The sequence below is a fragment of the Proteus appendicitidis genome (genome assembly GCF_030271835.1).
In the GTDB taxonomy this organism is placed as follows: Bacteria; Pseudomonadota; Gammaproteobacteria; order Enterobacterales; family Enterobacteriaceae; genus Proteus; species Proteus appendicitidis.
The window spans coordinates 1,002,108-1,027,064 of record NZ_CP127389.1 but is presented as its reverse complement, the minus strand read 5'-3'; the positions used below and the strand labels follow the sequence as shown (position 1 = coordinate 1,027,064).

The window sequence follows — 24,957 nt, the reverse complement described above, 5'->3', positions numbered from 1 at the left end:
AGCAACAACATTATGGAGAAAACAAAAGATGAAAAAATTACTTCCTTTAACACTTGCAACTACCGCCTTCTTCGCAACATCAGCGCTAGCAACTGATTTAACATTAGATATTTATAACCCAGGAGAAGCGAGTGTTTTCCCAGTTTCTTCTGAAATTATTTATGGCGATAAAGATGCTGTATTAATTGATGCACAATTTCAAAAAAATGATGCACAAGCGTTGGTTGACAAAATAAAAGCCTCTGGAAAAAACCTGACTTATATCTATATCAGCCATTCTGATCCTGATTTTTATTTTGGGTTAGATGTCATTACTAAGGCATTTCCAAATGCCAAAGTCATTGCTACAGCACCCACCATTAAAGCCATTAACGAAACCCAAGCAGGAAAACTTGCCTACTGGGGGCCTGTACTTAAAGAAAATGCCCCTCAGAAAATTATCATTCCTGAAGTACTAAAAGGTGATAGTTTTTCTCTAGAAGGTGAAACTATTTCAGTCAAAGGTTTAGACGGACTATCTCCAGATAGAACATACCTGTATGTTCCAAAACTTAATGCAGTGATGGGTGGTGTTTTAGTTTCTGAAAATATTCATGTTTGGTTAGCAGATACACAAACCGTGGCAGAACGCCAACATTGGGTTAGCGCGTTACAGCAAATAAAATCACTATCTCCAAAAACTGTTATTCCTGGTCACTATTTACCAAAAGCAACATATGATCTACAAGCAGTTGACTTTACAATGAATTACCTGATTGAAGCTGAGAAAAATCTTGAAAAGACGAAAAATTCAGATGAATTTATTGCAGCGATGGAAAAAAATCATCAGAATTTAGCAGATAAATCAAGTTTAGAGCTTAGTGCAAAAGTACTAAAAGGAGAGATGCAGTGGCCTCAGTAACAAGCAATACAGGTAATACCCAAGGTACTAAAATATTGCACTATGTTTATGATCCTCTTTGTGGTTGGTGCTACGGTATTGCGCCCCTGATTGAAGCAGTAAGCAATGCATTTCCAAATTCCATTAAGTTACATGGTGGTGGATTGTTTACACCCGCAAGAGCAGTAACGGGTGGTCAATCATGGAAAGAGCATGTTACGCCAATTGATGAGCGTATTAGCCAATTATCAGGTCAAGTTTTTAGTCGCGCATACCATGACGCTCTTGGTAACACTGAAATGGTATTAAATTCACTGTTACCTATTTCAGCGATCCTTGTTGCTGAAAAAATGGGAAACCGTGGTGTTTATTTACTAAAAGCACTGCAAGAGGCCTATTACCTTGATGGCTTAAATATCAGTGACAAAGATACATTGCTATTTATTGTGAAAAAACTTGGCTTTGATGTTGAACAATTTGCGTCCTTACTGTCCGAAATTGGCGAAACTCAAATTCAACAGCACTTAAGCCAAACACAACAATTAATGAACCAAGTAAATGGTCGAGGTTTTCCGACTTTATTTATTGAAGATAACCAAGGTTATCGCCTGATATCGGTTGAAAAATATTTAGGTGATACAAAACGTTGGCAGCAATTTATAAAAGAAAACCTATAATCTTCTTTTCAGTGTGCGGATTAATTTCCGCACACTGCCTTTTTTATTTCCATTCTTATTATTCTTACTATTTTGTATTTTTGCTATAACTCATAAAAAATCATTCAAATCAATTAATTAAAGAGATTATAAGACGAAAAATAGCAACCTAATACCATTAATGTTGAAAATGAAAGACAAGAGCCAAATGCCACTTTTTTTATGTGATCTTTTATTGTGATTAATACTGTAAAATACACACCTAATCCTAAAAAAGAGCCAAGCAAAAGAATATAGGGTAATTTTTCAAATCCACACCATGCACCAATAGCACCAAATAATTTCACATCGCCAAAACCTAAAATACATTTTTGGCAGATAAAATATCCCCATAAATAGATGCTATAAAAAAACCCCGTACCACCTAGAAAACCATAAAAAGCATATTCAAAAGACACTAATCCATATGTAGTGTAATTACACAACAACCCTAAAAATATTAGCCAATAAGTTAGCGTATTAGGCAAAAGAAAATAGTCAGCATCAAAGAAAGAGAGTATTAACAAATAAAAGCTTAGTACAGAAAGTATTATCAATAAAGAAAACGAATAAATTGAAAAAGACCAATATAAACAAATAATAAGGTAGCTTATGACAAGTTGTTTACGACGGGTTTTAGGTAACAAAAATAAGAGAGAAAAAGGCAGACAAAACTTAATAAAAATAAGAAAGTCATTCAAAAAAGAGAGCAAAGGTGTTTTTATAAAACAACAACGGCTTAATGGCATAAATATCTACTCCTTAGATACCTCGTTATCCTTGTTAAACGACTGTATAAGAGTATCCATTTAATACCGAGAATTTTCTTTCTAATTACAATGAAAACATGAAATTTTGCGACAAAACACGCAATAAGATCCACGCTATAATAACGACAAAAGCAAAGTGATAACTTGCATGCCATAATGTCATGCGTATGATGCATATCACATATTTTATTTATCACGGTTAACCATCTTTTACGTAAGGGTTTCACGTTATGCGTATTCCTCGCATTTATCATCCAGAACCACTCACAGCAGGTACTCAAACAGCATTAGATGAAGAAGCATCTAATCATGTTGGGCGTGTATTAAGAATGTCTACTGGGCAAAAACTGGCACTGTTTGATGGTTCAAATCAGGTATTTGATGCTGAAATCATAGAAAGCACAAAAAAGTCAGTCACTGTGCAAATTAATGAAGGCATTGTTGATGATAAAGAATCCCCTCTCGACCTCCATTTAGGGCAAGTGCTTTCACGAGGCGAGAAAATGGAATTTACGATCCAAAAATCAGTTGAGTTAGGTGTTAATACGATCACTCCACTGATCTCAGAACGCTGTGGTGTTAAACTTGACCCTAGCCGTTTAGAGAAAAAACATCAGCAATGGCAAAAAATTATTATCTCGGCATGTGAGCAATGTGGTAGAAATAGCATCCCACAATTAATGCCGGTGATGTCATTAGAAGAATGGTGCGCTCAAAATGATGATAGTTTAAAACTCAATCTACATCCTAGGGCTAACCAAAGTATTAATACCTTACCCTTACCTGTTAAAAAAGTGCGTTTATTGATTGGCCCTGAAGGTGGGCTTTCCCCTGAAGAAATCGCCATGACAGCAGAACACCATTTTACTGATATTTTATTAGGTCCTCGTGTATTAAGAACTGAAACAACAGCACTCACCGCAATCACCGCTTTGCAGGTTCGGTTCGGCGATCTGGGATAAAGGAGAAGTAATGATTAAATTAGGTATTGTGATGGACCCTATTTCATCCATCAAAATCAAAAAAGACACCAGCTTTGCGATGCTATTAGAAGCACAACGCCGTGGCTGGGAAATTCATTATATGGAGATGAACGATCTTTACCTACACCAAGGTGAAGCACGCGCTCACACTCGTTTACTCAGCGTAGAAGAAAACCCAGAAAAATGGTTTGAATTTGGCCAAGAGCAGGATATTGCTTTAGGTGAACTAGATACCATTTTAATGCGTAAAGATCCGCCTTTTGATACCGAATTTATCTACGCAACCTATATTTTAGAACGCGCTGAAGATATGGGAACACTCATCGTTAATAAACCACAAAGCTTACGTGACTGTAATGAAAAGCTCTTTACTGCATGGTTCCCAACATTAACACCAGACACATTAGTCACTCGTGAAGCTAAGCATTTACGTGCTTTCCATGAAAAACACGGTGATGTTATTTTCAAGCCACTCGATGGTATGGGGGGAGCATCAATCTTCCGCTTGAAAAAAGATGATCCAAACGTAGGTGTTATTATTGAAACATTGACAGAACATGGTCACCGTTTCTGTATGGCACAAAATTTCTTACCTGAAATTGTTAACGGCGACAAACGTATTCTTGTTGTTGATGGCGAACCAGTGCCTTATTGCTTAGCTCGAATTCCTGCAAAAGGTGAAACGCGAGGCAACTTAGCTGCTGGTGGCCGTGGAGAAGCCCGCCCATTAACAGAAAGTGATTGGGCAATTGCGCGCCAAGTCGCACCTATTCTTAAACAAAAAGGGCTTATTTTTGTTGGATTAGATGTTATTGGCGATCGTTTAACTGAGATTAACGTGACAAGCCCTACCTGCGCCCGTGAAATTGAAGCTGCTTATCCTGATGTTTCTATTACAGGCATGTTAATGGATGCCATTGAAGTACGCTTAAACAAGAAAAACTAACTTTTAAACACAAAGATTAACGGGTTTAAAAGCATGAACCTAGCCCCCATATATGAATCAATAAATGGTATACATTAAGAAAAACAATGTATAAAGGGCTAGGTTTTTTAATAAAAATGATCAGGGAACAGTACGACTATTATGAATTTACTTAACCATTTTCTTATTGCTATGCCTTCATTAAGCGATCCGTTATTTGAACGCTCGGTCGTCTATGTTTGCGAACATAATGAAAACGGTGCGATGGGCTTAATTATTAATAAACCTATCGAAGACATCTCTGTGGAAGGTGTATTAGATCAACTGGAAATTTTTTCGACTGATAGAGACGAAGCGATTAGCTTACAAAAACCTGTGATGTCAGGAGGCCCAGTTGCAGAAGAACATGGTTTTATCTTGCATACTCCAGTTTCAGGTTTTAGCTCTAGCATTAAAATTAGTGACAGCACAATGATCACAACATCCAAAGATGTATTAGAAACCTTAGGCACAGCAAGACAACCAGAAAAAACATTAGTCTCTCTAGGTTATTCCAGTTGGGAACAAGGCCAATTAGAGAAAGAAATCTTAGAAAATAGCTGGCTAACAGTTGAAGCCTCGCCTCAAATTATTTTCGATACACCTATTGCTGAACGTTGGCATAAAGCCGCTGAATTAATTGGGATTAATATCCACACCATTTCACCAATAGCGGGTCATGCATAATGTCAAACAGAACGGTAATGGGCTTTGATTTCGGTACTAAAAGCATTGGTGCCGCCATCGGTCAAGAAGTTACAGGAACCGCAAGACCATTAGCCTCATTTAAAGCAAAAGATGGCATTCCTGATTGGACTCTAATCGAAAAAATCATAAAAGAGTGGCAACCTGATTTAGTGGTTGTCGGCTTACCTCTTAATATGGATGGCACCGAACAGTTAGTCACAACTCAAGCTAAAAAGTTTGCTAATCGCCTTCATGGTCGATTTGGTGTACAAATTGCATTGCATGATGAACGCCTTAGCACCGTAGAAGCTCGCGCTCATCTTTTTGAACGTGGTGGTTACCGTTCCTTAGATAAAGGCAGTGTAGATGCAGCATCTGCCGTTATTATTCTTGAAAGCTGGTTTGAACAGCAGTTTTAAAACATAAGTTCCACCTTGTGACACCACTTATTTTTACTTATAAGTTATCACTCCGCTTGAATTAAACCTTCATGTTGGCGTTGCTGCCGACTTAACATGAAGGTTTGCATTCCGTATTCGCTACCTGTTTGCATTAATGTTGTCACTTGGTGGTATTTGCCTTCTCTTATAAGATGCGAAATACCCTGCGTAACCTGCATTATTTCAAATAATGCCACACGCCCACCTTCAGTTGAAGGCACTAACTCTTGTGAAATTATCGCCTTTAAACTGCACGCTAATTGTGATGAAACCCATTGACGTTCATTACCTGTAAAGACATTAGTTACGCGCTCAAGCGTTTGTACTGCTCCTTGAGTATGCAATGTTGCCAGCACTAAATGCCCTGTTTCTGCCGCCGTTAATGCCAACTGAATACTTTGTGCATCTCTTAATTCACCCAACATAATGACATCCGGATCTTGGCGTAGAGCGCTCTTTATTGCATTTGCTGTATGTTGAACATCTCGCCCTATTTCCCTTTGCTGTACAATGCTTTGCTTATTACTATGCATAAATTCAATAGGATCTTCTAATGTCAAAATATGCTGACGTTGATATTGATTTAAATGATTGATCATTGCAGCTAATGTCGATGATTTCCCACTTCCGGTTGCGCCAGTCACTAAAATAAGCCCATGAGAATAATTATCTAATAATGTTGAAACCGACTTGGGTACTCGAAGTTTATCTAAAGAAGGAATTTGTGTTTCAATGATCCTTAATACGGCGGAAACACCTTTTTGTTGACGAAATAAATTAACACGAAGTCGTTGCCCACAAGACAGCGTAAGTGCCATATCAACCTGCCCTTCATGCTCAAAAATTTGCTTTTGAGCATCACTCAAAAAAGGCAGGAGCCACGTGAGTAGACTATCAGAAGTGATAGGTTTACATTGATTTTGTTGATAAAGTATCCCATTGATCCGCAATCGAGGTACATCACCACAACAAAGGTGCAGATCCGAAGCGTTATGCTTTACACTATATGCAATTAAATTTTCCATTTTCATCTTATTATCTCCTGAGTTGCCATGAATACTATTAAACAGAATCTCGTCAATGTCAGGTCTCACATTGACACAGCAGCGCAGAAATGCGGCCGTTCTTCAGAAGAAATAACACTACTTGCAGTGAGTAAAACAAAACCTGCGAGTGACATCGAAAAAGCAATAGCATGTGGACAAACTGAATTTGGTGAAAACTATGTCCAAGAAGGTGTTGATAAAATCCATTATTTTGCTAATAACAACAGCTTAGTTTGGCACTTTATCGGTCCTTTACAGTCAAATAAAACACGCCTTGTTGCTGAGAATTTCGATTGGTGCCATACCATTGATAGATTAAAAATTGCGCAAAGATTAAGTGACCAACGTCCTGACACATTGCCACCATTAAATGTGCTTATTCAAATCAATATCAGTGATGAAAATAGTAAATCAGGTATTAATCTGACAGAGCTTGATGGGTTAGCAGCGCAAATTTCTATTCTTTCAGGTATTAAATTACGTGGATTAATGGCGATCCCAGCACCTGAAAGTGAGTATGACAAACAAGTTGAAGTGTTAAAAAAAATGCATCTCGCATTTAAGCAATTACAATCTCAATATCCCAATATAGATACGTTATCTATGGGAATGACGAGTGATATGGAAGCGGCGATTGCTTGTGGTTCAACGCTCGTTCGTATTGGTACAGCAATTTTTGGCGCAAGAGATTACGCGACTAAGTAGAAATAGAGGTTTATATGGAACATCGTAACATCGCTTTTATTGGCGCTGGGAATATGGCTCATGCCATTATTGCAGGGTTGGTTCAAGGTGGATATCCAGCACATAAGATAACCGTCAGCTCACCTTCTGCCGTTCGCCGTGAACCTTTAGAAAAAGAGTTCGGCATTCATAGTACTAATGACAATATTGATGCCGTTCAAAAAGCGGATGTCATTGTGCTGGCAGTCAAACCACAAATGATGGAAGAAGTTTGTAAGCCCTTACAAAATATCGCAATGAGTAAAAAGTTGGTCCTTACTATCGCTGCTGGCATTCCTGCTACACGTTATAACGACTATTTTGCGACTCAATTACAGCTTGTTCGCATTATGCCAAATACTCCGGCATTAGTAGGTAAAGGCTTAAGTGGTATGTTTGCGCACAATTCACTTTCATCTCAAGATAAACAGTTTGCCGACGAATTAATGAAAAGTGTCGGAACAACTGTTTGGGTAGAGCAAGAATCTGCCATCAATGATATTATCGCCGTTGCTGGTAGTGCACCCGCTTATTTCTTCTTGTTTATGGAATCCATGCAACAAGAAGCTGAACGTTTAGGTTTTTCACCTGAAGTAGCAAGAGCTATTGTGCAACAAGCCGCAAGTGGTTCTACCGCTTTAGCTGAGAAACAACATATGTTGCCTTTCTCAACTTTACGTGAGCAAGTAACATCAAAAGGTGGAACGACAGCGGCTGCACTTATGCAGTTTTATGAAGGAAAATTACCTGAAAACGTCGCTTCTGCCATGCAAGCTGCAATTAAACGTGCGCAAGAAATGGAAAAACAATTTTAATTTCATCAGGGCCAACTAATGAATTTTTTAAATTTCGTCATTCTGACTCTTCTTCAACTCTACACATCCGTACTTCTATTACGTGTTTGGATGCAATGTGTCAGAGCTGATTTTTATAATCCTTTTTCACAATTTATCGTCAAAATCACACAGCCAATTGTTCGTCCATTAAGAAGTGTTATTCCTTCTATTGGTCCTATTGATACCGCTTCAGTCTTATTAGCCTATATCCTCATTCTGCTTGGTATTATTATTCCATCTTACTTATCAGGGACATCTATTCCTTTCTCTTTAATGTTCCCATTTGCCTTTATTGAACTGCTCACAGCAGCCGGTAAGATGATTTTCTGGTTGATCATTATCCGCGCAATTCTTAGCTGGGTAAGCCAAGGTCGTAACCCAATTGATCATCTTTTATATCAATTAACAGAACCTTTAATGGCGCCAATTCGTCGTGTAATTCCGGCAATGGGCGGTTTAGATTTCTCTGCAATGATTGTTATTCTTGTACTTTACGCTCTGAATTATCTACGAGTAGACGTTTTACAATGGCTACTTAGCGTAACCCTTTACTAAGAGGATAACACTCATGCAAAAAGTCGTTCTCGCAACAGGAAATCCGGGGAAGGTCAAAGAGCTAGCCTCTTTGCTTTCTGATTTTGGTTTAGATATTGTTGCTCAAACAGAGCTTGGTGTTGATTCTGTTGAAGAAACAGGCTTAACCTTTGTTGAAAATGCGCTAATTAAGGCGCGTCATGCCGCAAAAGTGACAGGTTTACCTGCCATTGCCGATGACTCAGGTATTTCAGTTGATGCATTAGGTGGCGCGCCAGGGATTTACTCCGCACGCTATGCGGGTGTTGATGCAAGCGATCAGCAAAATCTGGATAAATTGCTTGATGCAATGAAAGATGTACCTGCTGAAAAACGCCAAGCTCAATTTAACTGTGTATTGGTTTATATGCGCCATGAAAACGATCCAACTCCGCTGATTTTCCACGGTATTTGGCACGGTATATTAAGCACAGAAATGCACGGTGAAAGTGGATTTGGCTACGATCCTATTTTCTTTGTTCCTGAATTAAATTGTACTGCTGCACAATTAACTAAAGAGCAAAAGAATCAGCATTCACACCGCGGTAAAGCACTTAAATTAATGTTGGATGCCCTTAAGAATGCTTAAGTTGCCCCCATTAAGTTTGTATATTCATATTCCTTGGTGTGTACAAAAATGTCCTTATTGTGATTTCAACTCACACACCTTAAAAGGAGAAGTACCACATCAGGAATATGTGCAACATTTACTCAATGATTTAGATGCCGATCTTATTCACGTTGGCTCCCGTGAAGTACAAACAATATTTATTGGTGGCGGTACACCTAGTTTATTAAGCGCTGAGTCAATGGCTGATTTACTCTATGGTGTGAAAGAGCGTATTGCTGTTAGCCCTAATGCAGAAATTACTATGGAAGCAAATCCAGGAACCGTAGAAGCTGAACGTTTTTCTGGATTCCAGCGTGCGGGTGTCAATCGTATTTCTATTGGTGTGCAAAGTTTTGGTAACGATAAGCTTATTCGCCTAGGGCGTATTCATGATGCTGATGAAGCTAAAAATGCGGCTCGTTTAGCCAAAGAATTAGGCTTACGTAGCTTTAATTTAGATTTAATGCATGGGTTGCCAGACCAATCATTATCTCAAGCGCTTTCAGATTTACAGCAAGCAATAGAGTTATCTCCACCACATTTATCTTGGTATCAATTAACCATTGAACCCAATACACAATTTGGCTCTCGTCCACCTAAATTACCTGATGACGATATGCTGTGGGATATTTTCTCACAAGGCGATAAATTACTGACAGCCGCAGGTTATCAACAATATGAAACATCGGCATATTGTAAACCGGGCTTTCAGTGTGAGCACAACTTAAACTATTGGCGTTTTGGTGATTATTTAGGTATCGGTTGTGGCGCTCATGGAAAAATAAGCTTTGAAGATGGTCGCATAATGCGAACAGTCAAAACCAAGCACCCTAAAGGTTTTATGGAGGGGCGTTATCTCCACCAGCAAAATTTTGTTGATAATGATGACCGTCCATTTGAATTTTTTATGAACCGTTTTCGTCTATTAGAAGCATTTCCAAGACAAGATTTCAGTGATTACACGGGGCTTTCTGAAGAAGTGATTCGCCATCAAATAGATGAAGCATTGTCATTAGGTTATATCAGTGAAACTGACTCTCACTGGCAAATAACCCCTCACGGCAAGCTATTTTTAAATTCATTACTTGAGCTATTTCTTTAATATTGCTGATTTCAAATAGCTAATTTAAAAACGCCCATACTGTTATTGAACTGAGATCAGTTCATTCATAATATGGGCATTTTTTATTTATGATAAAGCGGCTTAAACGATTATAGAAATCTTAAAGTGCGCTTTCTACCGCTTCAATCTGCTTAGTTAAGCTATCTAATCCCCCTCCAGAGAGATACCAAAGATCTGCTTGCAGATAAACAATATCGCCATTTTTATAAGCCGATGTTGTTTTCACTTCATTATTTTCAAAGGTGGCTTTCTCTAATTTACCTGCGCCAATTGCTTCGCTACGATCAACAATTAAAATAACATCAGGATTCGCTTTTGCGATCATTTCAGAGGTAACAACACGACGTTTACCTTTATCTTCTTCAGCAACCGGCGGTAATTCAGCACGCTTCGCTTTAACGACATCATAAACAACGCTTTGATTATTAGGCATTAAATTGCCATCATTATGCATTAGAACTAATACTTTTTTATCAGATCCAGCCGCTTTTTTCTGAGCTTGCTCAATAACTGTATTTAACTTAGTAAGTTGCTCTTGAGTCGCTTGCTGTTTATCAAATAATTCACCTAATAATTTGATGTTTGACTCAACAGAATTGAGATAATTAGCACTATTAGTCCCTAAATTAACAGTAGGTGCAATTTTCGCTAAAGCCTCATAAGACGCACCTTGACGACCTGTAATAATAATTAAGTCAGGTTTAATCTCTGCTAATTTTTCTAAGTCAGGCGACTTCATACCTCCGACATTAGCAACGTTACTTGCAATACTTCCTTTAATATAAGCAGGTGCATTACCTAACGGCAACCCTACCACTTTATCGGCTAAACCTAACTGAACTAAAGAATCATATAAACCAAAATCAAATAGAACAACTTTTGAAGGGTTCTTAGTGACCGACGTTTCACCTAACAGATGCTTAATCACCATTTTGTCATTCTGTTGACTAATAATTTGGTTAGGTTGATATTCAATTGGCGTTTTACTTAACGCTGAGAAACTCGTTACAGAAAGGATAGATGCGATAACTAAAGGAAGGATCTTCTTCATTAATTTTGCCCTGTTTAAGTGGAATACTCAAACAGGGCATTCTAAACAGCTCTCCCCACAAGTCAATTGAACAAGAATGATTTTCATTATTATTTTCAATTATTGTGAGTTTGCTATTTGTAAAGCTCATTAATTATCTGGTTAATAACCTAATCATTAGAGAGGCAGAGCAGCTACTTCTTTAATGCATTAATTAATTCAACACGTTGATTTTCCATCTGTGTGATTTTGCTACAAGCTTGCTGACCAAATTGAGTAAACGCGGCTTCTTGCTGCTTCCACTCCTGATCTATAATCTTTTGGAAACCATCTAAGCTTCCTAATAATCCGCCTAAGGCTTTTTTACTGTCGCCACCAGCAGCGGCTAATAACTGTTTTTTCCCCAATTCATTAATACTGTCTTGCAACATACCACCTAGGCTGCTTTCTACGATTTCACGACCTTTGGTTTCAACTTCTTTAATGGCTTGAGAATGAAACGTAATGTTATTCGGCTCTATGCTGACCACTCTATCCATTTGCTGATTAAGATCTTTCTCTAATCGACTTAACCTATTGAGGATATTACTTTCTTTACCAAAAGCTTCAATCACGACTTTATCAAGCACTTTGCGAGAATCTTGCAGTTTTACCCCTGTTTCAGTTCTTAACCAAGGTACGTCTCGTCTTACTGTTGCTTGATATTTTTTGGCTAATTCTTGTTGTTGAGGTGTCAGTGTGGCACTTTTTTCATTTTGAAATAATGTGCCATCAGGATAAATAACCATTAAACCATGTGAACCAGCAACTTCAACAAATTCAGAGGTGATGCGTAAATCATCTTTTGGCATTACAGCGCAATCAAAACTGGGTGATGCATTTGCTGTACCCGCAACAAAAAACAGTGTGACAGCAATATTTCTTAAATTCATAACAACTCTCCTGAAAACACACCTAAAAAATGGAACGCCCTACTTTGTTTGCTAATAATTCAAGTGCTGCACAACCTGCTAATGAGTTACCTGATTTATCCAGCTCTGGTGACCAAACAGCAACCGTAAAAGCATCAGGAACAACGGCAATAATGCCACCACCGACGCCAGATTTTCCGGGAATACCAATACGAAATGCAAATTCACCTGCACCATCATACATGCCACAAGTTAACATTAACGCATTTATTTGTCGGGTTTGTCTTGGCGTAATAATCTGATTTTTATTACCCACACACGTACCTTGATTAGCTAAATAGCTAAAACATCGTGCTAATTCAGTGCAACTCATTTCTATTGAGCAATAGTGAAAATAAGTTTCAAGCACCGTAATAACATCATTCTCAAAATTACCAAAAGACTTCATCAAATAAGCGATTGATGCATTACGACTAAGATGCTCCATCTCTGATTTTGCAACCACGGAGTTATAACCAATGTCAGGAGTATCAGTAAGAAAACGGATCACTTCTAACATTCTTTGCTTAGGCGCACTCAGTCGAGATTGCAACATGTCAGTGATAACAATGGCTCCAGCATTAATAAAAGGATTGCGTGGTATTCCTTTTTCCATTTCTAGCTGTATCAAGGAATTAAAAGGCAGCCCTGATGGCTCTTTTCCTACACGTTGCCAAATTTCATTTTCTTCATAACGTGTTAAAGCAAGCGTTAAGCTAAGTACTTTAGAAATAGATTGAATCGAAAAACGCTTATCTGCCATACCTGATTGATAAAGTTCACCATCAACCGTATAAACAGCCATAGCAAGCTGTTCTGGAGGTATTTGAGCCAATGCGGGAATATAATCCGCGACTTTTCCTTGCCCAATTAATGGGTGAATTTGTTGCAAAATATCTGACAGTAATGCGTTAGATAACGTTGTAGTCACAGTCCCTTCCCCAGACAGACAAGGGCATCCTTTTGGATGCCCTTGTAATCATTTGCTAAATGTATAACTTTCTATCAATCCCACCAAACATCAAATAGTTCAGAGGTCTGTACATCTTGCATTTTGCTTTCTTTGAGGAAGTTTTCGACTAATTGGCGATGCTCTTCTGTACATTTACCAATTTGTTGTAAGCAGATTAAACCTTCCCAGCTCAGGTAACCACTTGCATCAAATGCCAGCCCGTTTGGCTCAATAACTTTGAGGATCAGTTCATCAACAAAGCGATCTACTTCCTCAATTGGGGTATTTTCTGGGAAAGTCCATTTAACTGAAAAACCTAATTCCTGAAATTCATCGATACGCATTTTTTTGCGTAAGCGGCGACTACGTTGTTTAGCCATTATTTTACCCTCTTAAACATAAGATCCCAGACTCCATGCCCTAAACGATGACCGCGTTTTTCAAACTTAGTCACAGGTCGTGTTTCTGGTCGTGGTACATAATCCTGAGTTTCTGACAAATTCTGATAACCTTCAACACTTGTCATCACTTCAAGCATATGTTCTGCATATGGTTCCCAATCTGTCGCCATATGAAAAACACCGTCTAACGTTAATTTTTTTAAAATTAATTCTGCAAAAGGCACTTGAACAATACGGCGTTTATTATGACGCGCTTTGTGCCATGGATCAGGAAAGAATAGCTGAACCATTTTTAAACTATTATCTGGGATCATATGATTGAGCACTTCAATCGCATCATGACACATGACTCTCAGATTACTTAATTGTTCTTCTTCCGCATTTGCAAGACAAGCACCAACACCCGGTGCATGTACTTCAATACCGAAATAATTATTTTCTGGTGTATTTTTTGCCATAGTCACGAGCGATGCGCCCATGCCGAAGCCAATTTCTAAAATTACAGGCGCTTCGCGTCCAAAAACCTGACTGAAGTCGATGGGTTCCGGCTGATACTCAATACCAAAGACAGGCCACTGTGTTTCTAATGCTTGCTCTTGACGAGGTGTTAAACGACCTTGTCTACGAACAAAACTACGAACGCGTCGTAAAGCACGCCCTTCTTCATTGAATTCCGGAGAAATTACATTCTTGATCATGTCTAATACTGTCAGTCGTTAGGCCAATTATTTACTTAAAATCGTTATAATGTCGCTATAGTGCAACTTAACCGACATTATCCAAAGATCACTAAGTTTAGCAAGAGTCACTCACAGAAGCATCACTCTATAAGATAAATATTAAGAGTGTTTACAGTTTATTCTCTCTGTGGTGCAATCTTACCTTAATCAGAACATGAGTTAATAAAATAAAACATGATGGAAGCTCCGCAATTTTCGCAAGTCGTACTCAGTTGGTATCACAAGTATGGGCGTAAAACGCTCCCTTGGCAGCAAGAAAAAACGCCTTATCACGTATGGTTATCTGAGGTAATGCTGCAACAAACCCAAGTTGCCACTGTTATTCCTTATTTTGAGCGTTTTATTACACGTTTTCCTGATGTCAGCGCATTAGCTAAAGCGCCACTTGATGAAGTGCTTCATTTATGGACAGGGCTTGGTTATTACGCAAGAGCCAGAAACCTACATAAGGCCGCACAACACATTGTAGATAAACATCAAGGGCAATTTCCTGATACCTTTGAGGACGTTTGTGCCTTACCCGGCGTTGGACGTTCAACCGCTGGTGCTATTTTATCGTTATCACTGAAAAAACCTTACCCAATTCTTGATGGTAATGTGAAACGTGTTTTAGCACGCTGCTATGCTGTCGAAGGCTGGCCGGGTAAAAAAGAGGTTGAAAATAAATTGTGGGAGATCAGCGAAAACGTCACCCCAACTGAAGGTGTAGAGTATTTTAATCAGGCAATGATGGATTTAGGTGCAATGGTTTGCACAAGAAGTAAGCCTAAATGTGAATTATGCCCATTAAATACTGGCTGTATCGCTTATGCTCAAAACAATTGGTCTGATTATCCTGGGAAAAAACCGAAAAAAGTTATTCCAGAAAAAACAACTTATTTTCTTATTTTACAATATGATAATCTTGTTTGGTTAGATAAAAGGCCACCAGCAGGAATATGGGGTGGGTTATTTGCCTTTCCTCAATTTGAAACAAAAGCATTTTTAGAACAGTGGTTAAATGAGCATGGACTCGATAATAATGAATCAGAACAACTGATTTCATTTAGACATACTTTTAGCCACTTTCATTTAGATATTGTGCCAATTTGCGTAAAACTCTCAGCGTTTACCTCTATGATGGAGGAGCAAAAAGGACTTTGGTATAACTTACAGACTCCTGCAACCGTAGGGTTAGCAGCACCTGTAGAGAATTTACTTAGACAATTAGCCTAAGCTAATACCTGCGATATTGAGGATTTATTATGAGCAGAACTATTTTTTGTACTTTCCTTAACAAAGAAGCTGATGGACTTGATTTTCAGTTGTACCCAGGAGAAATTGGAAAGCGCATTTTCAATGAGATCTCAAAAGAAGCATGGGCACAATGGATGACCAAACAAACCATGCTTATCAATGAGAAAAAACTTAACACCATGAATCCTGATGATCGCAAACTATTAGAACAAGAAATGGTGCGTTTTTTATTCGAAGGTCATGATGTTCATATTGACGGCTACACACCTCCTGAAAAATAATATTCACTTTTCCAGAGCCTTTAAGGCTCTGGTATTTTATTCACCATAGCGATGCAATTGACCATGAAAAAAATCCTTCTCTTGCTAATTATCGCCCCTCTACTCATTTCATGTAGTAGCCAACCATCAAAAACATTTGAACCCGATTACGCAAAGGACACCAATGCGTTCGATATTCTTATGGGGCAATTTGCCAATAATATCGAAATGATTTGGGGTATGAAGGAAGTATTAATCGCAGGCCCTAAAGATTACGTAAAATATACCAATGCTTATAAAACACGTAGCCATATTAATTTTGAAGCAGGTACCATTACGATAGAAACTTTAGGTGATGATGCACCTCAATTCCAATTGCATAAGGCGATAGTCACAACGTTATTAATGGGGGAAGATCCGGGTTCTATTGACCTCTACTCTGACGTTAATAATATTCCTCACAGCACTGAACCGTTTTTATCTGGACAGGTTCTTGATAATACGGGACAACCTATACGCTGGGAATGGCGAGCCAATAAGTTTGCAGATTATCTGATTGCCAATAAATTACAAAAACGCCAATCTGGTATAAATACAATTTGGTATGTCACCATTAACCTTGTTCCTAATCACCTTGATAAGCGTGCTCATAAATATTTACCGTTAGTTCAACAAGCAGCGGCTAAATATGGGGTTGAACCATCACTGATCTTGGCAATTATGCAAATTGAATCCAGTTTTAACCCATATGCCGTGAGTAGTTCTGATGCTCTAGGTTTAATGCAGATCATGCCAGCAACTGCAGGGCGGGATGTATTCAGGATGCAAGGGAAATCAGGGCAACCAAGTCGTAGCTACTTATTTGATCCTGCTAATAATATCGATGCAGGTGCAGCTTATATCTCAATACTGCAAAATAGTTATCTTGGAGATATCAAAGATCCTGTTTCGCGCCGTTATGCTGTTATACAGGCTTACAACGGTGGTGCAGGTAGTGTGTTACGGATATTCCATAACGATAAGAAACAAGCGGCAGCCCTGATTAACAACTTAGAACCAACGCAGGTGTATTCCACATTACGTAATAAGCACCCTGCCGACCAATCTCGTCGTTATCTAGAGAAAGTCAGCACAGCTCAACGCAACTATCGTTAGTTGTTACTTAATCTAAAAAACAAAGCTTCCTCAATGAATTTGGGGAAGCTTTTTTGTTATTGAGACTTAATAAACCGTTTTATCGTCATGTATTTTTTGAATATTGCAAAAGCCTTTAGCTTGATTTTTACGCTTCCTTCGCGATAAATAGCGTTTTATTAACCAATAAGTTTAAAAAAACAGCAATCGAGCAGTTTTGTGATAAATAACGTTGACGAGCAAGGCGATATCGGGTTTAATACGCCCCGTTGCCCGAATAGCTCAGTCGGTAGAGCAGGGGATTGAAAATCCCCGTGTCCTTGGTTCGATTCCGAGTTCGGGCACCATATTTCATTTGTTCGTCAGTGAGTTAAATCACTGAGAGGGCAAAAAAGCTAAGATAAAACACAAATTTAACGTAAGTTATCTGTTGTTAAAATTTATTAAAAGCTTTGAATAAACAGTCTTGCTCAAATCAAGGCTGTTTTTTTTATTTGTAACTTTTACTTTCTTTCCTAATCACTGTCAAATCTTGATACTCCTCCTGTTATTTTCATCACATCAATTCTGCTTCTAATATATCTCGCAAGTTATCAACACTTTAATCAATGTATTTAAAGATTACATTCTAGTGATTGCGCCATATAAATTGCCACAATACATAGATAGTAATTTATCTATTTTTAAATATAATAAATACATAAATTAATCTAATAAGATTAACTTTAAAGTAAATTTAGTTTTAGATAAACATGAAGTTTAATTATATAAAAAGGAAAATAATTAATGTCTAATAATATTTATTTAAGAATAAATGGAAATGTTCAGGGTAATATTTCAGCAGGATGCTCTTCATACGATTCACTTGGCAATAAATATCAGAGTTCTCACTTAAATGAAATATTAGTTATAGCATCCACATTTGATATATCAAGAAGACAAAATTTAAGTCATGCCCCTCTTTCTATAACCAAACATGTTGATAAATCGACACCATTACTAATTACGGCAATTACAAATAACGAAATTTTAAAATGTGAAATTGATTACTACAGAACTTCTCATACCGGCGCCCAAGAGAAATATATGACGGTTGTTTTAACCAATGCTTCTATTGTCAATTACTCACAAATACATGCAAGTACCTTAACTCAAAGTAATTCATTACCTAGCGAAATTATCACCATACAATATGAAAGCATCACCTGTAACCATATAATGGCAGGAACGTCTGGGTATAGTATTTCTGAACTAAGTTAACTAGTGAAAATTTAATGGTGAATTTAATATCTTGATTCACCATTAATTAAATCTATCTTTCATAAAATATCAATATGATAAATTACTTTTTTTTACCAAATGTCAGTGATATACAAAGGTAAAGTGCAAAAAAGAGACAGCTATAGCGAATAATATCTTTATTACCAGATCTTATAAATAATTCACCAATAAAAAATTTATCACCAAATTTAAATATAATAAGACAACTACTACCAACAATATAAATAAATATAAGATACATTAAATTTAAAAATCTACTCTCTTTATTAAGAAGATAAATCTGCAATTTATATAGAATATAAAATAATAGAAATGAAGATAGATAGAATAGAAAAAGTTCCAACCAGCCAAATGGAAAAGGTGATAACACATCAAAATCATTCACTTTTATTTTTTTCCTTATATAAATCGTATGTAGAATAGAAGGTCACACCATCAAAGAAAAACTCAGAAGTAAGTGATAATCGCCCCATTGATTGCCATGATGTTATAAAATCACTCTTAATATAATGAAATAACTTCCATGAATCTTCTTTAAGAACCGGTTTTAGTAGTGATGCACCAGATAAACTTAAATCAACCACATTATAAAATATATCCGCTTCATTATCACCATAACCTAAAGCTTTAGATGTTGCTCTATATCCGTTTCTTACAGGTCCACTATATTCCTCTCTAAATAATAAATAATATCCATTTTCAATCATACTATTTACACCTTGAGATACCATTCCAACCCCTAAACTACTGCATAATGTTCCGACAGATCCCACACAAGAAGCTCCCCCTCCATATATTTGCATTGCTCCGCTGACAAAACCTACTTGTTTGAGTGTTAATTTATTATTTTCCTCACTTTCTTCTTGTTTACGTATTATTTCAAAAAGTGCATATTGCATTACGCTTCGATTTCTTAGTAAATTATCCTGTAACTCTAACCTTTCAATTTCATCTGAGATATTATCTAACCCTGCTGATAAACTTAAGCAATAACTGCTTACCTCTAACTCAGTTCTAGCAATCAGTTGTTCTATATCATTTAAGAACATCATTCTTGCAAAAGAATCACCAATATATTGATAGGCAAATTTCATTGCTATTTTTCTTAAATAACTGGATTCTCTTCTTAATGTATCTCTATATACATCGCTATAACTATAGTCTAGTTCATACTCAGTCATTTCTTTCACATCCTTATTTAAAATAAAAACTTAAGTAATATCTCATCCAAATTATCGGCTATTATAGTGTAATATTTAATAATTCTTATCAATAGTGAATATTTAGTTTTCTACTTAGCAGAGAGATAAAAGCCCATTTAACTAAAGCAATAAGATAAATAGACTATAAATCTAAATATATAAGATAGGTCATTATTTATTTTAATAATTAGAAAGATAATTTTATATAAAGACCTATCTATATTTACATATTATTTATGATATTTAACAGAAAACCCAACATCCCCCTAATAATGTTATAAATGTTATTTTATATAAGAACTAATATATTATTAATACAAAAAACTCAGGGGTATTTTTAATTATCTTTTATTATTAGTATATAAATCACAATTTAAATAACTCTTAAAATAATAAATTCACTACCAATAATAATTCTTATTTTCATTTTTAAATTAAAAATATAATTTTAAATATACTTAACATAAAAAAGCGATCGCTTTTATAACATTTATAATACAATTTAAATTCATTTGAGAAATACTCCTGCTATATATCTCTTTTTAATTAATACCTACCTCACAGAATATGAAATTCACCTTAATTGTCATTGACGAAATATAGCTTCAGCAGTAAATATAATAAGCAATGATTATAAAAACAGTGACCATCTTTGAAGATGGCTTTTTTAATCCTTAAATCGTCTCATTTTTTAGACAAAGGGATATTACAGAAACCACGGGAGAATTCTCTTATGACTCAACAAGATGCAGCGACTCATTACTCAATTAATGATATGAAAGCATTAATTGAAACAATGCAAATTTATAAAAAAGATAACAGTGGCAAAGGGATCACTCGTATTGCTTATGGCGAAGAAGATGAAGCAGCACATCTGTACCTTGCTGGTTTAATGAAAGAAGCGGGTCTTGAAGTTTATCGAGATGGTATTGGTACACTTTACGCACGTTTACCAGGTAAAGATCGTTCACTACCTGCAGTAGGTACAGGATCTCATCTTGATACAGTTCCTCAAGGCGGTGCTTATGATGGCGCTTTGGGTGTTATTGCAGGGTTTTATGCCTTAATGCAATACAAACCACAACAACTTAAACGTGACTTGGAGCTTGTTGTTTTCCGCGCAGAAGAATCTAGCCGTTTTGGCTTTTCATGTATTGGCAGTAAAGTATTAACAGGAAAAATAGATAAAGCTCGTTGGGAACAAAATAGAGATGATGACGGCAATAACTTCTTTGAAGTTTTAAAATCTTTAGGTTATCAGCATGATAATTTTGATAATTGCGTAATCACAAAAGAGCGTTTTAGTGCCTTTGTAGAGCTTCATATCGAGCAAGGTAAACGCCTAGAGAATGACAAAAAAACTATTGGTATTGTTAATGGTATTGCAGCACCAACCCGTTTTTCAGTGACTGTTAATGGTCATGCGGATCACTCTGGTGCAACACCTATGTATCAACGTCAAGATGCGTTAGTGGCAAGTGCTGGGATTATTACCGATATCAACCGTGCTGCATGTACTGAAGCCGTTTATGGCACTGTTGGTACAGTGGGTAAACTTAATGTTATTCCGAACTCCATGAACGTCATTCCAGGACAAGTAAAATTCTCTGTTGATATTCGTGGTATTGATACTGATAGTATTCAACGTGTTGTACAACGTTTGAATAATAGTGTTGAAAAAGCAGAAAAAGATTTTGGCGTTACTATTGATGTTCAACCAATTTCTGCTGAATCGCCAGTCAAATTAGATGATTCAATTTGCCAAGTCATTGAAAGCTTATGCCAAAAACACAATATTGACTACATGACTATGTTAAGTGGTGCAGGTCATGACTCAATGAACATGGCGTCACTTTATCCAACGGCGATGATCTTTACACCGTCAGTTGCCGGTATTAGCCATCATCCTGATGAATTTACCGAATTTAGTGATATAGCTGTCGCTGCAGATTTATTAGCAGAAACATTAGGCACATTAGCAAATCAATAATTACTCACTATTTGTTTTAAAAGGTTAATTGCATCATTTCCCTTGGTTGCTTTTAACCACAATTTATCAAAGAGTGATTGATATTGAAATATTGCCTCAGTTGAAGAGGTGACAGTGGCAATGCCCGTACTGACATTAGGGAATTCACCTAAACGGAACGGGCTAACGGCCAAAGAAAGAGGCACTTTCTCTTGATAGAATAATTGGAAAGTTAAAGACGGCATAGTATCTGAAATGATTGCAATATTAAGATAACTATTTTTTTGTTCTAATTTTTCAATTAGATGAAGAATTTCATTTTTTGCTCGTTCTTTTCTTTCTTGTTGCAGTGTTTTAGTTAAATTAACCGAACCTAGCATGCCAACATAAAGAAATTTTTCAATTTGTTGCTGGCTAATAAGGTTATAAATATGCGGTGAATGTAAGGACTGATGTTTTTTACGCTCTTTTAAAATAGACAAAACTTCTTGTTGTTTTTCAGACAAAAGATTTAAAGGTGATGCCTCTGTTAGCATTTCAACTAATGTTTTGTCATAACAATCTGAAGTTAATAAGTAAGAGAAAGGTTCAAAGTGGGTGTAAATATGTGAAGACTGAGTTTCAAGTTGGCGCATTCGTTCAAAAAAGCCATTTGCGCTTGAATAATATTCAGTATTGATGCCCAACAAACTGGTTAGCGAGGTATTTAATAATCTAGCAAGATTATCAAGTGTCTCAATTTTAACAATTTCGCCTTTTTCTAACCGATATACAGCAGCACGAGAAATACCTAAGCTTTCTGCTACATCTTCAGCTTTTAATGAAGAGGCTATGCGGTAAGCGCGCAAGCGATAGCCAATGGATTGATAATCTATTTTTTCTCTAGGTATGTAAGGCATATTTATAATTGGCTCCAAAATGCACAAAGTACCAGGGTAAAGTAACGGCACAACGATAAGATATTAGTTCAGATAGTTTAAATTAAACCCAAAATAAAAAGAATCACCTTCCTCACAATGAGGTAAATAAAAGAAGTTTGCAGTAAAAAGTTAGTCTATATCAATAAACCTGTCTCCTAGCAGGTAACCTCACCAGGGTTAAAGCAGTAACAAACAACAATAAAAAAACAAAAGGCGTTGTAATTGATATTACAACGCCTTTTTCATTATTTAATTAACTAAATGCTCTAATACCATTGCACCCGCGCCTTGAGAAACTATTTCATAAGCATGACTTGCTGGATAAACTTCTGTTTTTATATTTGGGAAAAGTGCGAGTTTAGTTTCAATCGTTTTTTTAACGGTAGCAAAAAACGTATATTTAGGTATTAATGTTCCACCACAAACAACAATATCAGGTTGAAGCATTAAAATCGTATTTGCGATAGCAAGCCCATAGTAATAAGCTGCTTCTTCTAATGCATCAATACACAAAGGATCTCGCATTTCTATCGCTTGAAAAATAGTATGGTAATTAATTTCATCATCAGTACTGACCAGAGAGGTTAATAAAGAGTGCTTCCCTCGCCTTATCTGATGAATAATATTATTTTTTATAGCATCTAAAGAGCACAATGTATTTAAGCAACCATAAGAGCCACATTCACACAATGGTCCTTTTACATCAATCGTCATATGGCCAAAACAATTCATAGTCGCTGAGGTATCAGTTAAAAACTGATTGCTGATAATGGCACATCCTCTTACTTCGGTATCACAAGAAGTAAATAAAAATCGTTGTGTTTTTTGGCGGTAATACAAACGAAATTCAGCTAAAGCGGCAAAATGTACTCCACTCCCCACGGTAACGTAAGTAGGAATTTTTTTACGTAATAGTGTCTCTAGCTCGCAGAATTCTTTATCGAGGGATTTGGACGCCAATTGATGTTCGACAACATGCTCAATAGAAATTCCTAATCCTAAAACTTTCTCATAGCTGATGTTATTTTTTAATAACAAGGCATCAACTTTAGGTAATAGCTTCTCTGTCATCTGATATGCAGATAAATAAGGCTCTGGCGATATTTTGATTTTATCCAGCATATTAAGTTTTAAGTCCATTAACACAATAGTTGAATAGACTTTGCTTAATTCAATACCAATTAAAAACACCCCTTCTGTATTAATATTATACAAAATAGGTTTCCGCCCTCCCGTTGATTCCCCTAATTCTGCAGTAGTAATTAATTGAAGAGCATTTAGCTCGTCCAATAATCGGGCGCAAGTCGCGGGCTTCATTTGTGCTAATTCAGTCAGTGTCTCTGTTTTTATTGGCCCATTTTCTGCTACTAATTTGTAAAGGCTTTTAAGTTTCAATGCTTTTGAAGTCTTAGAAGACTGAAGTTCTTTTAAATTTTTCAATAGCATAGCGACATCCTTTATTAAATTATTGATTAGCAAAAGAGGGATATCGCTATCTTACTGTAAAAAAAGCAATAGTTCCTTAATCAAAACAAACAACATGATCTTAATCTCAAAATGAGAAAAAGTGAGTTGTTCATTTCTGTTTATCAGGCAAAGTACTCTCAACCACTATTTAAAACGTAATGACGATTTACACAGGAGAGAGTCATGCATCAGGTTTCTGAAATTAATAAAGCAAAAGAATTTGTTCAATCTAAAACCACAGAAAAACCAACCATTGGGATCATTTTAGGATCAGGTTTAGGTCCTTTTGCCGATACATTAGAAGATGCCGTACATATTCCTTATCACACCATTCCACACTTTGCAGCGTCAGGGGCTGTGGGGCATGCTAATGAATTAGTGATTGGTAAAATTGCAGGAAAAACGGTTGTTGCCATGAAAGGTCGTTTTCATTACTACGAAGGTGTATCACTTGATGAAGTCACCTTTCCTGTTCGTGTAATGAAAGCTCTGGGTGTGGAAAAACTGATTATCACTAACGCATGTGGCGCTGTAAATACAGATTTTAACCCCGGTGATCTGATGTTAATTACGGATCATATTAATCTAACTGCAAATAACCCACTGATTGGACCAAACAACCCTGAATTAGGTGTTCGTTTTCTTGATGTGAGTGAAGTTTATAACAAAGCCATGCGCCAAATTGTTATTGATATTGCCAAAGAGCAAGACATTACCTTACGCCAAGGTGTTTATGCATGGTGGACAGGGCCAACTTATGAAACGCCAGCAGAAATTCGCATGATAAGAACATTAGGTGCAGATGCCGTAGGCATGTCAACCGTTCCAGAAGCACTCATTGCTCGCCATTCAGGTATTGATACCATTGGTATTTCATGCTTAACCAATATGGCTTGTGGGATTTTAGAACAGCCTCTTAGCCATGATGAAGTCATTGAAACAGCAGAACGCGTAAAATCCACCTTCTTAAAACTTATCAGTGAAGTGATCGCTCGTTTATAACTTTCTATCAATAAAAGAAAAAGTGGATCATAGATAGCTGCCTATGCTCCACTGAAATCAATATTCCCAACAGTGGAGATTGT

At 36.8% G+C, this 24,957-nt stretch carries 27 protein-coding genes and 1 tRNA gene; 18 read left to right on the top strand and 10 right to left on the bottom strand.

Features of this window, described 5'->3' with window-relative positions; all coding sequences use genetic code 11:
• The first annotated feature begins 28 nt into the window (after positions 1-28).
• Together QQS39_RS04715 and QQS39_RS04710 are read left to right on the top strand one after the other, a co-directional pair.
• Complete coding sequence (locus QQS39_RS04715) at positions 29-901, top strand: MBL fold metallo-hydrolase (protein ID WP_151434480.1); 873 nt, start codon at positions 29-31, stop codon at positions 899-901.
• Complete coding sequence (locus QQS39_RS04710; RefSeq protein ID WP_285805474.1) at positions 889-1,557, top strand: DsbA family protein; 669 nt, start codon at positions 889-891, stop codon at positions 1,555-1,557. Before QQS39_RS04715 ends, QQS39_RS04710 begins: the two co-directional genes overlap by 13 nt.
• Before the next feature lie 113 nt (positions 1,558-1,670).
• On the opposite strand, the gene QQS39_RS04705 is transcribed toward QQS39_RS04710, so the two are convergent.
• Positions 1,671-2,102: a prepilin peptidase gene (locus QQS39_RS04705; RefSeq protein ID WP_285805473.1), complete on the bottom strand. Its 432-nt coding sequence runs from the start codon at positions 2,100-2,102 to the stop codon at positions 1,671-1,673.
• A 473-nt stretch (positions 2,103-2,575) separates the two neighbouring features.
• On the opposite strand from QQS39_RS04705, the gene rsmE reads away from it, so the two are divergent.
• From rsmE to ruvX, 4 genes are all read left to right on the top strand, one after another.
• Positions 2,576-3,307 (top strand): 16S rRNA (uracil(1498)-N(3))-methyltransferase, encoded by a 732-nt coding sequence (rsmE, locus tag QQS39_RS04700; protein ID WP_151434477.1) that lies wholly within the window; start codon positions 2,576-2,578, stop codon positions 3,305-3,307.
• Between the two features lie 10 nt (positions 3,308-3,317).
• Entirely contained in the window at positions 3,318-4,274 is a 957-nt protein-coding gene (gshB, locus tag QQS39_RS04695) for a glutathione synthase (RefSeq protein WP_023581014.1), read from the top strand.
• 141 nt (positions 4,275-4,415) lie between these two features.
• A complete protein-coding gene (locus tag QQS39_RS04690) occupies positions 4,416-4,979 on the top strand; it encodes a YqgE/AlgH family protein (RefSeq protein WP_023581015.1) in 564 nt (187 codons plus the stop codon).
• Positions 4,979-5,398 carry a Holliday junction resolvase RuvX gene (gene ruvX, locus QQS39_RS04685; protein WP_151434476.1) on the top strand — a complete coding sequence of 140 codons (420 nt, stop codon included), beginning with the start codon at positions 4,979-4,981 and terminating at the stop codon, positions 5,396-5,398. The genes QQS39_RS04690 and ruvX overlap by 1 nt, the downstream gene beginning before the upstream one ends.
• A gap of 47 nt (positions 5,399-5,445) precedes the next feature.
• Here the strand turns inward: ruvX and QQS39_RS04680 are convergent, their stop codons facing one another.
• Positions 5,446-6,450 carry a type IV pilus twitching motility protein PilT gene (locus QQS39_RS04680; protein WP_151434475.1) on the bottom strand — a complete coding sequence of 335 codons (1,005 nt, stop codon included), beginning with the start codon at positions 6,448-6,450 and terminating at the stop codon, positions 5,446-5,448.
• A 21-nt stretch (positions 6,451-6,471) separates the two neighbouring features.
• Here QQS39_RS04680 and QQS39_RS04675 point away from each other — a divergent pair, with 21 nt between their 5' ends.
• From QQS39_RS04675 to hemW, 5 genes are read left to right on the top strand one after another with little or no spacing between them, the layout of a single operon-like run.
• Positions 6,472-7,170 (top strand): YggS family pyridoxal phosphate-dependent enzyme, encoded by a 699-nt coding sequence (locus QQS39_RS04675; RefSeq protein ID WP_151434474.1) that lies wholly within the window; start codon positions 6,472-6,474, stop codon positions 7,168-7,170.
• 14 nt (positions 7,171-7,184) lie between these two features.
• Positions 7,185-8,003 carry a pyrroline-5-carboxylate reductase gene (gene proC / locus QQS39_RS04670; RefSeq protein WP_196571374.1) on the top strand — a complete coding sequence of 273 codons (819 nt, stop codon included), beginning with the start codon at positions 7,185-7,187 and terminating at the stop codon, positions 8,001-8,003.
• A gap of 18 nt (positions 8,004-8,021) precedes the next feature.
• A complete protein-coding gene (locus tag QQS39_RS04665; RefSeq protein ID WP_151434472.1) occupies positions 8,022-8,579 on the top strand; it encodes a YggT family protein in 558 nt (185 codons plus the stop codon).
• Between the two features lie 13 nt (positions 8,580-8,592).
• Positions 8,593-9,186: an XTP/dITP diphosphatase gene (locus tag QQS39_RS04660; protein ID WP_285805472.1), complete on the top strand. Its 594-nt coding sequence runs from the start codon at positions 8,593-8,595 to the stop codon at positions 9,184-9,186.
• A complete protein-coding gene (gene hemW / locus QQS39_RS04655) occupies positions 9,179-10,309 on the top strand; it encodes a radical SAM family heme chaperone HemW (protein ID WP_196736043.1) in 1,131 nt (376 codons plus the stop codon). The genes QQS39_RS04660 and hemW overlap by 8 nt, the downstream gene beginning before the upstream one ends.
• A gap of 121 nt (positions 10,310-10,430) precedes the next feature.
• Here the strand turns inward: hemW and QQS39_RS04650 are convergent, their stop codons facing one another.
• The 5 genes from QQS39_RS04650 to trmB all read right to left on the bottom strand — a co-directional run bounded on the left by QQS39_RS04650 (position 10,431) and on the right by trmB (position 14,361).
• On the bottom strand, positions 10,431-11,381 hold the full coding sequence (locus tag QQS39_RS04650; protein ID WP_285805471.1) for a siderophore ABC transporter substrate-binding protein: 951 nt from the start codon (positions 11,379-11,381) through the stop codon (positions 10,431-10,433).
• 173 nt (positions 11,382-11,554) lie between these two features.
• On the bottom strand, positions 11,555-12,292 hold the full coding sequence (locus QQS39_RS04645) for a DUF2884 family protein (RefSeq protein WP_151434468.1): 738 nt from the start codon (positions 12,290-12,292) through the stop codon (positions 11,555-11,557).
• 22 nt (positions 12,293-12,314) lie between these two features.
• Entirely contained in the window at positions 12,315-13,241 is a 927-nt protein-coding gene (gene glsB, locus QQS39_RS04640; RefSeq protein ID WP_151434467.1) for a glutaminase B, read from the bottom strand.
• Between the two features lie 74 nt (positions 13,242-13,315).
• Positions 13,316-13,642 carry a YggL family protein gene (locus QQS39_RS04635; RefSeq protein WP_023581025.1) on the bottom strand — a complete coding sequence of 109 codons (327 nt, stop codon included), beginning with the start codon at positions 13,640-13,642 and terminating at the stop codon, positions 13,316-13,318.
• Positions 13,642-14,361 (bottom strand): tRNA (guanosine(46)-N7)-methyltransferase TrmB, encoded by a 720-nt coding sequence (gene trmB, locus QQS39_RS04630; RefSeq protein ID WP_109373894.1) that lies wholly within the window; start codon positions 14,359-14,361, stop codon positions 13,642-13,644. The genes QQS39_RS04635 and trmB overlap by 1 nt, the downstream gene beginning before the upstream one ends.
• 216 nt (positions 14,362-14,577) lie before the next feature.
• On the opposite strand from trmB, the gene mutY reads away from it, so the two are divergent.
• The 5 genes from mutY (at position 14,578) to QQS39_RS04605 (ending at position 18,293) form a co-directional block, all read left to right on the top strand.
• On the top strand, positions 14,578-15,618 hold the full coding sequence (mutY, locus tag QQS39_RS04625) for an A/G-specific adenine glycosylase (RefSeq protein ID WP_151434466.1): 1,041 nt from the start codon (positions 14,578-14,580) through the stop codon (positions 15,616-15,618).
• A 29-nt stretch (positions 15,619-15,647) separates the two neighbouring features.
• Positions 15,648-15,920: an oxidative damage protection protein gene (locus QQS39_RS04620; protein WP_098943971.1), complete on the top strand. Its 273-nt coding sequence runs from the start codon at positions 15,648-15,650 to the stop codon at positions 15,918-15,920.
• A gap of 63 nt (positions 15,921-15,983) precedes the next feature.
• The gene (mltC, locus tag QQS39_RS04615) at positions 15,984-17,054 is read left to right on the top strand and encodes a membrane-bound lytic murein transglycosylase MltC (protein WP_196736039.1); all 1,071 of its coding nucleotides are present in this window, start codon (positions 15,984-15,986) and stop codon (positions 17,052-17,054) included.
• Between the two features lie 250 nt (positions 17,055-17,304).
• Positions 17,305-17,380 (top strand) — tRNA-Phe (locus QQS39_RS04610).
• 439 nt (positions 17,381-17,819) lie between these two features.
• Positions 17,820-18,293 carry an Hcp family type VI secretion system effector gene (locus tag QQS39_RS04605; RefSeq protein WP_151434464.1) on the top strand — a complete coding sequence of 158 codons (474 nt, stop codon included), beginning with the start codon at positions 17,820-17,822 and terminating at the stop codon, positions 18,291-18,293.
• A gap of 398 nt (positions 18,294-18,691) precedes the next feature.
• Here the strand turns inward: QQS39_RS04605 and QQS39_RS04600 are convergent, their stop codons facing one another.
• Positions 18,692-19,495, bottom strand: a complete 804-nt coding sequence (locus QQS39_RS04600; RefSeq protein ID WP_151434463.1) for a DUF4225 domain-containing protein — start codon at positions 19,493-19,495, stop codon at positions 18,692-18,694.
• 754 nt (positions 19,496-20,249) lie between these two features.
• Between QQS39_RS04600 and QQS39_RS04595 the strand changes: the two genes are divergently transcribed.
• Complete coding sequence (locus QQS39_RS04595; protein ID WP_285805470.1) at positions 20,250-21,506, top strand: Zn-dependent hydrolase; 1,257 nt, start codon at positions 20,250-20,252, stop codon at positions 21,504-21,506.
• Here the strand turns inward: QQS39_RS04595 and QQS39_RS04590 are convergent.
• Together QQS39_RS04590 and QQS39_RS04585 are read right to left on the bottom strand one after the other, a co-directional pair.
• Complete coding sequence (locus QQS39_RS04590) at positions 21,500-22,384, bottom strand: helix-turn-helix domain-containing protein (RefSeq protein WP_151434461.1); 885 nt, start codon at positions 22,382-22,384, stop codon at positions 21,500-21,502. The genes QQS39_RS04595 and QQS39_RS04590 overlap by 7 nt on opposite strands.
• A gap of 270 nt (positions 22,385-22,654) precedes the next feature.
• The gene (locus tag QQS39_RS04585; RefSeq protein ID WP_285805469.1) at positions 22,655-23,851 is read right to left on the bottom strand and encodes an ROK family protein; all 1,197 of its coding nucleotides are present in this window, start codon (positions 23,849-23,851) and stop codon (positions 22,655-22,657) included.
• Positions 23,852-24,055: 204 nt separating this feature from the next.
• Here QQS39_RS04585 and QQS39_RS04580 point away from each other — a divergent pair, with 204 nt between their 5' ends.
• Positions 24,056-24,874, top strand: a complete 819-nt coding sequence (locus tag QQS39_RS04580) for a purine-nucleoside phosphorylase (RefSeq protein WP_151434459.1) — start codon at positions 24,056-24,058, stop codon at positions 24,872-24,874.
• The last annotated feature ends 83 nt before the right edge of the window (positions 24,875-24,957 follow it).

What these genes read in the sequence shown, in the direction of transcription:
- rsmE (WP_151434477.1), top strand. Translation starts at nt 2,576, where the DNA reads ATGCGTATTCCTCGCATTTATCATCCAGAACCACTCACAGCAGGTACT.
- QQS39_RS04600 (WP_151434463.1), bottom strand. Translation starts at nt 19,495, where the DNA reads ATGACTGAGTATGAACTAGACTATAGTTATAGCGATGTATATAGAGAT.
- QQS39_RS04650 (WP_285805471.1), bottom strand. Translation starts at nt 11,381, where the DNA reads ATGAAGAAGATCCTTCCTTTAGTTATCGCATCTATCCTTTCTGTAACG.
- proC (WP_196571374.1), top strand. Translation starts at nt 7,185, where the DNA reads ATGGAACATCGTAACATCGCTTTTATTGGCGCTGGGAATATGGCTCAT.
- trmB (WP_109373894.1), bottom strand. Translation starts at nt 14,361, where the DNA reads ATGATCAAGAATGTAATTTCTCCGGAATTCAATGAAGAAGGGCGTGCT.
- ruvX (WP_151434476.1), top strand. Translation starts at nt 4,979, where the DNA reads ATGTCAAACAGAACGGTAATGGGCTTTGATTTCGGTACTAAAAGCATT.
- mltC (WP_196736039.1), top strand. Translation starts at nt 15,984, where the DNA reads ATGAAAAAAATCCTTCTCTTGCTAATTATCGCCCCTCTACTCATTTCA.
- QQS39_RS04580 (WP_151434459.1), top strand. Translation starts at nt 24,056, where the DNA reads ATGCATCAGGTTTCTGAAATTAATAAAGCAAAAGAATTTGTTCAATCT.
- gshB (WP_023581014.1), top strand. Translation starts at nt 3,318, where the DNA reads ATGATTAAATTAGGTATTGTGATGGACCCTATTTCATCCATCAAAATC.
- QQS39_RS04595 (WP_285805470.1), top strand. Translation starts at nt 20,250, where the DNA reads ATGACTCAACAAGATGCAGCGACTCATTACTCAATTAATGATATGAAA.
- QQS39_RS04675 (WP_151434474.1), top strand. Translation starts at nt 6,472, where the DNA reads ATGAATACTATTAAACAGAATCTCGTCAATGTCAGGTCTCACATTGAC.
- QQS39_RS04635 (WP_023581025.1), bottom strand. Translation starts at nt 13,642, where the DNA reads ATGGCTAAACAACGTAGTCGCCGCTTACGCAAAAAAATGCGTATCGAT.
- QQS39_RS04620 (WP_098943971.1), top strand. Translation starts at nt 15,648, where the DNA reads ATGAGCAGAACTATTTTTTGTACTTTCCTTAACAAAGAAGCTGATGGA.
- QQS39_RS04645 (WP_151434468.1), bottom strand. Translation starts at nt 12,292, where the DNA reads ATGAATTTAAGAAATATTGCTGTCACACTGTTTTTTGTTGCGGGTACA.
- mutY (WP_151434466.1), top strand. Translation starts at nt 14,578, where the DNA reads ATGATGGAAGCTCCGCAATTTTCGCAAGTCGTACTCAGTTGGTATCAC.
- QQS39_RS04585 (WP_285805469.1), bottom strand. Translation starts at nt 23,851, where the DNA reads ATGCTATTGAAAAATTTAAAAGAACTTCAGTCTTCTAAGACTTCAAAA.
- QQS39_RS04715 (WP_151434480.1), top strand. Translation starts at nt 29, where the DNA reads ATGAAAAAATTACTTCCTTTAACACTTGCAACTACCGCCTTCTTCGCA.
- hemW (WP_196736043.1), top strand. Translation starts at nt 9,179, where the DNA reads ATGCTTAAGTTGCCCCCATTAAGTTTGTATATTCATATTCCTTGGTGT.
- QQS39_RS04665 (WP_151434472.1), top strand. Translation starts at nt 8,022, where the DNA reads ATGAATTTTTTAAATTTCGTCATTCTGACTCTTCTTCAACTCTACACA.
- QQS39_RS04680 (WP_151434475.1), bottom strand. Translation starts at nt 6,450, where the DNA reads ATGAAAATGGAAAATTTAATTGCATATAGTGTAAAGCATAACGCTTCG.
- QQS39_RS04605 (WP_151434464.1), top strand. Translation starts at nt 17,820, where the DNA reads ATGTCTAATAATATTTATTTAAGAATAAATGGAAATGTTCAGGGTAAT.
- QQS39_RS04590 (WP_151434461.1), bottom strand. Translation starts at nt 22,384, where the DNA reads ATGCCTTACATACCTAGAGAAAAAATAGATTATCAATCCATTGGCTAT.
- QQS39_RS04660 (WP_285805472.1), top strand. Translation starts at nt 8,593, where the DNA reads ATGCAAAAAGTCGTTCTCGCAACAGGAAATCCGGGGAAGGTCAAAGAG.
- QQS39_RS04690 (WP_023581015.1), top strand. Translation starts at nt 4,416, where the DNA reads ATGAATTTACTTAACCATTTTCTTATTGCTATGCCTTCATTAAGCGAT.